The organism is Herbiconiux solani NBRC 106740 (genome assembly GCF_001571005.1).
Taxonomy (GTDB): Bacteria; Actinomycetota; Actinomycetes; order Actinomycetales; family Microbacteriaceae; genus Herbiconiux; species Herbiconiux solani.
In genome coordinates, this window is record NZ_BCST01000002.1 from 543,748 (window position 1) to 552,074 (window position 8,327).

Consider the following 8,327-nt stretch of genomic DNA (forward strand, 5'->3'; position numbering starts at 1 on the left):
GACCGGGGCGGGCCTCGGCGCGAGGACCGGAATCGGCACCGGCAGCGGGGGTGGCGTCGACGTCGTCGTCCGCTGCCGCCGGTCTCGAGGCGGCGGTCGATCCACTGCCGAAGAGATCCGGGCCGGGTCGCAAGGTCGTGCTCTTCGCCGTGCTCGCGGTGCTGCTTGTGGGCGTCTCGCTGGTCGCAGCCGGCACCGGGCAGCTCGCGATCGCGCCCGACGAGGTGCTCGGCTCGATCCTGCACCGGGTCGGCATCACGATCTGGCCGCTGCCCTCGCACCCGAACGGTGACAGCGCACTCTGGACCATCCGCTTCCCCCGCGTCGCCATGGCCATTTTGGTCGGCGCCGCACTGGCCGCCGCGGGCATGATCATGCAGGCGATCTTCGGCAACCCGCTCGCCGAACCGGGGGTCGTGGGCGTGAGCTCGGGCGCCGCGCTCGGGGCCTCGGCGTGCATCGTGTTCGGACTTAACTTCCTCGGCGACTGGACCATCGCGGCCGCCGCCTTCCTGGCCGGGCTCGTCGCGACCCTGCTGGTCTACTTCGTCTCCCGCGCGAACGGACGCACCGAGGTCGTGACGCTCGTGCTCACCGGCATCGCGGTCAACGCGTTCGCGGGGGCCGGGCTGGCGCTGTTCATGTTCCTGGCCGACACGCAGTCGCGCGAGGCGATCGTGTTCTGGCAGCTCGGCAGCCTCAACGGCTCCCGCTGGCAGGACGTGTTGGTCGTGCTCCCCGTCGTCGTCGTGGGCCTGGTCGTCGCATTCGCGCTCTCGCGGCGGTTCGACCTGCTCTCGCTCGGCGAGAAGGCGGCCCGGCACCTCGGGGTCAACGTCGAGCTGCTGCGGATCGCGTCGATCGTGCTCGTCGCCCTGCTGACCGGCGCGGCCGTCGCGTTCTGCGGCATCATCGCGTTCGTGGGTCTGGTCATCCCGCACCTGATGCGCATGATCATCGGCCCGAAGCACCTTCCCCTGCTGATCGCCTCGACCCTCGGCGGTTCGGTGCTGCTCGTTTCGGCCGATCTCGTCGCGCGCACGGCCGTGCCGATGGCCGACCTGCCGATCGGGATGCTCACCTCACTGATCGGCGGCCCGTTCTTCTTCTGGCTGCTGCGGCGCACGCGCAAGAAGGCGGGGGGCTGGGGATGACGGGCGCTCGGTACGCAGCGGGTGCTGCCTCACCTGGTGCTGCTTCGGCTGAGACGACGGATGCGGCGTCGGCCGGCGTCGCCTCGGTGACCGCGCCGGCGCTGCGCGTGCGGGGTGCGAGCGTCGAGATCGGCGGTGCGAGCATCCTCGAGGACGTGTCCTTCGACGCGGCCCCCGGCGAAGTCGTCGCCCTGATCGGGCCGAACGGCGCCGGCAAGTCGACGCTGCTCGCGGTCGTGACCGGCGACCAGGCGACCACGGGCGGCGAGGTCGAAATCGCCGGACGGCCCCTCGGCGCTTGGAGCCTGAAGGAACTGGGCCGCCGCCGAGCCGTGCTGCTGCAGCAGAACGGCGTGTTCTTCCCGTTCAGCGTGCGCGAGGTCGTCGAGATGGGGCGGGCGCCCTGGCAGGGCACACCCCGCGACGCCGACGACGACCGGGTCGTCGACGAGTCGCTCGCGCTCACCGAGACCACCCGCTTCCAGTCGCGGCCTCTGCCCTCGCTCTCGGGCGGCGAGCGGGCGCGCGCGTCGCTCGCGCGCATCCTGGCGCAGGAGACCGGCATCCTGCTGCTCGACGAACCCACCGCCGCGCTCGACCTCCGCCATCAGGAGGACGTGCTGCGCATCGCCCGCAACCGCGCCCGGGCCGGCGACTGCGTGGTCGTGGTGCTGCACGACCTCTCGCTCGCCGCCGCCTACGCCGACCGGATCGTGCTCATCCACGACGGCCGCGTCGTCGCCGACGGGGCACCGGATGCGGTGCTCACAGGCGAGCTGCTGAGCCGCGTCTACGACCTGCCGGTCGAGGTCATGCGGCATCCGGTCACCGGGACCGCCATCATCCTGCCCATCCGACAGCCCTCCGCCGCGCGCGTCGCGGAGCCGGGGGAATCCTCGAAGGAGACACCATGAACCGCCCCGCCTCGATGACCTCCCGGCCGGCCCGCCGCTCGGGGGTGCGCGCGCTGCTGGCGCTCGGCGTGCTGGGCGCGGCCGTCGTCGGATCGGTCGCCGCGGCGCCGGCTCCGGCGGCGGAGGCGGCCGGCCGCGTGAGCGTCTCGGTCGTGGGTCAGCCCGAGCTCGTCGGGGTGGCCGACCCGAGCTACCTGACCGAGGTGGCGGTGTCGGGCAGCGGGTTCCAGTCGGTGCCGAGCGGGTTCGGCGGGCTGTACGTGTTCTTCGGCTGGGTCGACGGCGGGGCCTGGGCGCCCAGTCAGGGCGGCGCCACCGGATCCACCTACCGCTACGTCTACGACGACGAGACCAACCCGGTCGGGTACCAGCTGTTCGTGAGCTTTCCCGGATCGTCGACCGAGTCCGCGGCGAACGGCGGGGAGATGTCGGCCGACGGATCCTGGTCGGCGACCATGCGCATCCCGGGCTCGAGCTTCGAGTCGTACGGCCGCAACGGCGACGTGACCACGGTCGACTGCCTGTCGGTGCAGTGCGGGATCATCACGATCGGGGCGCACGGCGTGGTGAGCCCGAGTAATGAGACGTTCACGCCGATCACGTTCAAGGATCTGTACTCGGGTGCGGGCGGCGCGGGCGCTGCCGCGGGTGCCGGGACTGCCGGTGGGGCGGGGGATGCCGGAGCCGCTGCCGCCGCCGCTGCCGCCGCCGCCGCTCAGGCGCAGGCCGACGCCGACGCGCAGGCCGCCGCCGAGGCGGCGGATGCCCAGGTGGCGGATGCCGCGCCGGCTCCGGTCTCGACGACGATCATCGCCGCCCCGGCGGCGGCTCCCACCGACGGCAACCTCGTGCCCATCCTGCTCGGTGCGGTCGGCGGCGTCGGACTGCTGGCGATCGCGGCGATCGGCTTCCTGGTCTGGGCGGTGCTGAGCTCGCGCAGGCGCGTCCTCGCGCCGGCGGGCGCCGCCCCGGCGGGTGCAGCCCCGGCCGGCGATGCCGGTCCCGCCGGCACTGAGAGCCAGGCCTGACATGAGAGCTCGGATGGGGACTGCGCTCGCGAGCGGTGCGCTGGTCGTCGCTCTGGTGGGCGGTGGAGTGCTCATGCCTTCTGCGGCATATGCGGACAGCACCCTGCCCGACGCGGGCTTGCTGACCTCCGACACCGGCGTCCCTCCGGCAGATCCGGGTGCGGCCGCCAGCGGCGCGACACCCTCGCCTGCGCCGGCCGAGGACGATGGTTCTGGGCCCGCTTCCGGTAAGGACGATGTCGTCGATGCGTCCGGAAGCGATTCCGTTTCTGCTCAGACGGGTGGCATGGGTTCGCCCACCGCCGCCGCACCGGGCGTCGCCGCGGGCGACCCGGGCGGGACGCCCGCATCCGTTTCGAGTGAGCCTGCGAGCGGAACCGGCGCTGCCTCCGGCACGTCGGCGTCCGGAGCGGGAGCGGAAGACGTGGCTGGGTCGGCGGCATCAGCATCCGCTGCCACCTCCGCCGACGCCGGCACGGCTACCGGCACCCCCACCGGCAGCGTCGGGCCGATCGCGCCCACGCCCCTTCCCGCGTCGACCTGGGAGGCGGGACTCGCTCCCGCCGCCGGGCAGGTGCTGCTGGCGGGCGACCCCGCGGGGATCGACTTCGGCATCGAGGTGGCGTGGGCTCCGCGCGACGGAACCGCCCCGCTCGGCTACCGGGTCGAGCTGTTCGCCGGCCGTAGCGTTACGAACTCGAACACCCTGGTCGCCCGTGTCGAAGTCGGCGCGAACGCCACCCGGCATCGCGTCGAGGGCGTCGCCTTCGGCTCGGCCACAGTCACCGCTCGGGTGACGCCGCTCGACGGCGCGGGCGCTCTCCCCGACGCCCTCGTCAGCGATCCGCTCGCGCTGCCCGAGGCGAGTGCGGGCATCCGCTCGTCGTCGCGCGCCGGCACCCCCGCCCTGTCCTCCCCCACCGCCGATGGCTTCACGGCGACCTGGCCCGCAGCACCCTCCAACGGCCCGGCCCCCGCGCCGGGCGCAGTCTTGGGCACTGACACAGCCGTCGCGAGCGACCCCGCACCCGCGGGGTACGTCGTGCGCGTGCTCGAGCGACGCCACGACCAGCTCGCGGCGACGGCGGCGGCGTTCGTCACCGCATCCTTCGACGTCGGCGACACCACCACCGCCACCCTCACCGGCCTCGAGGGATCGAGCCGGTACCTCGCCGCCGTCGTGGCCTACGACGAGGTCGACGGGGTGAAGCGGTTCCGCGCGAGCTCGGCGGCGAGCGCCGTTCCGGCCTGGTCGGAGGCCTACGCGGCCCAGACGCTCGGATCCCGCGCACCGCTCACCGAGTGGGCGAACGTCCCGCCGGCTCCGGTCGCGACCTCCGCCCGGGTGCTCACCTGGACCGGCACGCCCACCACCGGCCGCTACACGGGCGGCGCCCCGATCACGGGCTACCGCGTCGAGCTGCACCAGGCCGGCGTCGGTCTCGTGCAGACCATCCCCGCCGATGCGACCGGCGATACCGCCCCCACGGCACGGTTCGCTGGGCTCACCCCTGGCGCGCGCTACTCGGTGCGGGTGGCTGCGATCAACGCGAACGGGGTCGGCGAGCTCTCCGACTTCGGGGCCTCCGTCACGACGCCCGCGGCCTCGGATCCCGGCAGCCGCAGGCCGGCCTTCACCGACCGGGCCGCACTCGCCGCCGCGGTCGCGGCCGGCACCCTGGCCGAGGCCCCGTCGGTCGTCACCGTCGAGCAGGGCTCGGATGCGTCGGTCACCCTCCCCTGGACGACCGCGCAGAGCGGCGAGGCCTGGTGGTACGGCGACGGCACCTTCGCGGCCAGCGTCACCGGCATCGGCACCGACGGCACCCCCACCACCCCCCAACCCCACTCCTTCCCCACCCGCGGTCTCCCCGTTGGCACGCACTGGCTGCTCTTCGTGACCGACGCCGAACTCGAGGGCGACCCGGCCCCCGCGGGCGGAGCATCCATCGCCGTCCGCATCCAGATCGTGCCCTCGACCGCCGGCGTCACCCCGCTCGAGAACGCCGTGCTGCGCTGGGGCCTGAACGACGAGGCGAACAACGGCGCCTACTTCGGTGGCTGCAACTTCCTCTCGGCGGGCAAGACCCCCGATCCGGGCCACTCACGCGTCTTCGAGCCGGGCGATTACGCGGCGACCGCCGACACCGTGAGCATCCAGAAGCCGGATGCTGCAGGCCGCTACGTGCCCGCCGACTGGTCGACGAAGTGCCTCGACCGCACCGGCGCGCCCCTCAGCGCCGGCACCGCGACCCCCTACGGCGGCAGCCAGTTCGTGATGACCGGCGGAACCGGACAGGTCGAACAGGCCGCCGGCTCCGCGGTGATCCGCTGGGACGGCGACGTCACCGTGGCCTACTACGGCGGCATGGCGTTCTGGTACCTGAGCGACCCGGTACTCACCGTGAAAGGCGGCACCGGCATCCTCACCGCCACCGCCGGCGGCTTCGGCACCGACATGGACGACCTGTCGAAGTGGCAGGCCATCCCCGAGCGCACCGTCACGCTCGCCACCTTCAGCGGTGTGCAGGTCGGCCCCGAGGGGTTCACGGTCACGCCCGACTATCGCGGCGTCGCCGTCGAGACCGGCGGCGGCACCGCGCAGGTGCGCACCGGGGCCGACTGGGGGTCGTTCCCGCAGAGCTTCATCGACTTCCAGGCCGCCACCGGTCAGGCATCGTACTGGTACTCCAGCGGCGGGCAGGCGGATGGGGCGAAGCCCGCGCAGCCGTTCGTGGTCGGCTACGACGCGGCCTCGTTCGTCGTGCCGGCGGCCCCGGTGGCGACCGGTCCGGAGGCCGCTCCGGCCAAGGTGCCGGCCGTCGTGCGGCCGCCGACTCGGGTTCCCCTGAAGGTCAAGGGGGTGCGTCCGCCCGTGCCGGCGGTCGCGCCCGCCGAGGCGACGGCGGATGCGGGTGCGACCCGCGCCTCGTCGGCGAGCGCGGCCGCCGGCTCGGTGGTGCTCGTGGAGTCGCCCGCGGCATCCGTGGGGCTGAGCGCGACCGAGCTGATGCTGCTGCTCGTGCTCATCGGCGCGCTCGGCATGGTGGTCGTCGTCACCGGAGTCGGTGGCGGACTCGTGGTGCTGGGACGCACGGGCGCAGGGGTGCTGGGGCGCACGGGCGCTCGTAAGCCATAGTGGGAGACGACAGCCCCCGTCGATCAGGAGACACTCATGAGATACATGCTCATCATGCGCAACACCGCCGAGTCGCTCCGAGCCGTCGAAGGCCTCGATTTCGAGCAGGTCATCAACGCGATGGGCGCCTTCAACGAGTCGATGATCACGGCCGGTGTGCTGCGGGGCGGTGACGGGCTGACGGATGCCGGCGACGGCCAGGTGGTCGAGTTCACCGACGGCGACCCGGTCGTGACCGACGGCCCGTACGGCGAGGTGCGCGAGCTCTTCAACGGCTACTGGATCATCGAGGCGGAATCCAAGCAGGACGCGCTCGCGTGGGCCGTACGCGCTCCCCTCACCCCCGGGCAGAAGCTCGAGGTGCGGCGCATCACGGATGCCAGCGACTTCACGGACTTCGCCGACAACGAGTTCGTGAAGAAGGAGGAGGGGTGGCGCGCCGAGCAGGAGGGGTCGTCGGCGCTCTAGATCAGCGGGATCCGGGCAGCCAGGTCCCTCGTTGTCAGGCTCGCTCTCGCCCGTGCCCTCGTAGAGCGTTCTCAGGGTCCGCATACGATTCGCCGAGCCACTGATCAGGGCGGTCATAGCCCCGCCCGGGGTGAACACGACAGCTGTCGGCGTGCGCTGATAATGGTCCAATGCGAATCAGCGGCCGCCCCGGCGGACTCCGGGCGGCGCGCTCGCGAGCCGACGCCGGCCTGCTGGTCACGATCGCCGCCGTGGTGCTTCTCGCGTGCGCGGTGCTGAGCGGGATGACGGCGGTCGTCGCCTCCGCCACGGTCGAGGCGGCTGGTGCGGTGGTGGCTTCGGCGGCCGGCCCGGCGGGGGCCGTGCGGGTGAGTGCGCCTGCTCCGGATGCGCCGGGTCTCGACGGCTCGGTGCGCGCGGCCCTCGCAGATCGCTTCGCCGGCATCCCGGTCGCCGTCACCCGCACGGTCGAGACGCAGCCGACGCCGCTCGCCCTCCCGGCGTCGGAGTCTGGTTCTGGTTCTGGTTCTGGTTCTGGTTCTCCCTCGTCCCCCACGAGCGCCGTGCTGCTGGCCGACGAGACGATCGCGAGCCACGCCGTTCTCGTGAGCGGCAGCTGGCTCGACGGCAGCGCGGGCGGCGCCGGCTCGGGTGGCTCGGGTGGCGCTGGCTCGGTCGTCGTGCAGGCGGACGCCGCCGCGGCTCTCGGGCTCGCGGTCGGTTCGCCGGTCGCGCTCGGGTCGGGCGGAGCATCCTTCACGGTCGTCGGCACGTGGCGGGCCGCCGACCCCCTCGACCCCGTCTGGCTTGGCGAGCCCGGGCCGGCGTCGGGCTCGCAGGCCGGGGCGGCCGGGCCGTTCGTGGTCTCGGAGTCAGACCTGCTCGCCCTCCCCGTCTCGGCCACCACGCGGTGGACGGTGACCGTGCCCGCCGCCGGCGGGCAGGCGGGCGGGCTGACGGCGAGCGAGGTCGAGGCGCTACCGGGAGCCGCCGACCGCACCGGGATCGCCGGCGCGATCGCCCTCCGGGGCGACACGACCTCCGCGGGCCTCACCGTCACGGGCGACCTCTCCGCCACCGCCACCCGCGCCCGCACCGGCATGACCTCGGCCCAGTCGCTCGCCCTCGTGCCGACCGTGCTCGTCGGGGTTCTCGCGCTCATCGGGCTCAGTCGCCTTGCGGGGCTGCTCGCCGGCCGACGCCGCTCCGCCGACGCCCTGCTCTCGGCGCGTGGAGCGGCTCCCGCCCAGTTCGCCCGGTGGAGCGCGGTCGAGGGCGTGCTCGTGACGGTTCCGGCCGGGGTCGTCGGATCCGCGCTCGGGCTCGGCATCGCGTGGCTCCTGCGCGGCGGCCCGGCGGCCCTCGCGCCGGAAGTGCTCGTGACGCCCGCCATCCTCATCACGGTCGCGGCGCTCGGCGTGGGCACGGTCGCGGTGCTCGTGGCCTCGGGGGTGGCGGGGGTGCGAGCGGATGCCGCCGAGCGCTCAGGCCGCCCCCGCACCGCCGGAACCGTCGTCGCCGGCGCGGCGGTGGCCGTGCTCGCGGTGGTCGCCGGGCTGGCGGTCTGGCAGCTCGAGCTCGCCGCCGGCGCCGGGGCGGGCGCTGGTGGAGCAGGGGCGGGCGG

The 8,327-nt window shown here is 73.9% G+C and carries 6 protein-coding genes; all 6 read left to right on the top strand.

From position 1 onward, the window contains the following. Positions 1-104: 104 nt before the first annotated feature. A complete protein-coding gene (locus tag HSO01S_RS05705; protein WP_066039634.1) occupies positions 105-1,154 on the top strand; it encodes a FecCD family ABC transporter permease in 1,050 nt (349 codons plus the stop codon). After that, positions 1,151-2,068 (top strand): heme ABC transporter ATP-binding protein, encoded by a 918-nt coding sequence (locus tag HSO01S_RS05710; protein ID WP_084361339.1) that lies wholly within the window; start codon positions 1,151-1,153, stop codon positions 2,066-2,068. The genes HSO01S_RS05705 and HSO01S_RS05710 overlap by 4 nt, the downstream gene beginning before the upstream one ends. Further along, positions 2,065-3,096, top strand: a complete 1,032-nt coding sequence (locus HSO01S_RS05715) for a hypothetical protein (RefSeq protein ID WP_066039584.1) — start codon at positions 2,065-2,067, stop codon at positions 3,094-3,096. Before HSO01S_RS05710 ends, HSO01S_RS05715 begins: the two co-directional genes overlap by 4 nt. Positions 3,097-3,382: 286 nt before the next feature. Further along, positions 3,383-6,235 (top strand): fibronectin type III domain-containing protein, encoded by a 2,853-nt coding sequence (locus tag HSO01S_RS05720; RefSeq protein ID WP_066039585.1) that lies wholly within the window; start codon positions 3,383-3,385, stop codon positions 6,233-6,235. A 36-nt stretch (positions 6,236-6,271) separates the two neighbouring features. After that, positions 6,272-6,703: a YciI family protein gene (locus HSO01S_RS05725; RefSeq protein ID WP_066039586.1), complete on the top strand. Its 432-nt coding sequence runs from the start codon at positions 6,272-6,274 to the stop codon at positions 6,701-6,703. A 170-nt stretch (positions 6,704-6,873) separates the two neighbouring features. Further along, positions 6,874-8,327, top strand: a 1,454-nt coding sequence (locus HSO01S_RS05730) for an ABC transporter permease family protein (protein WP_157078931.1), incomplete at its 3' end; no start/stop codon positions are given.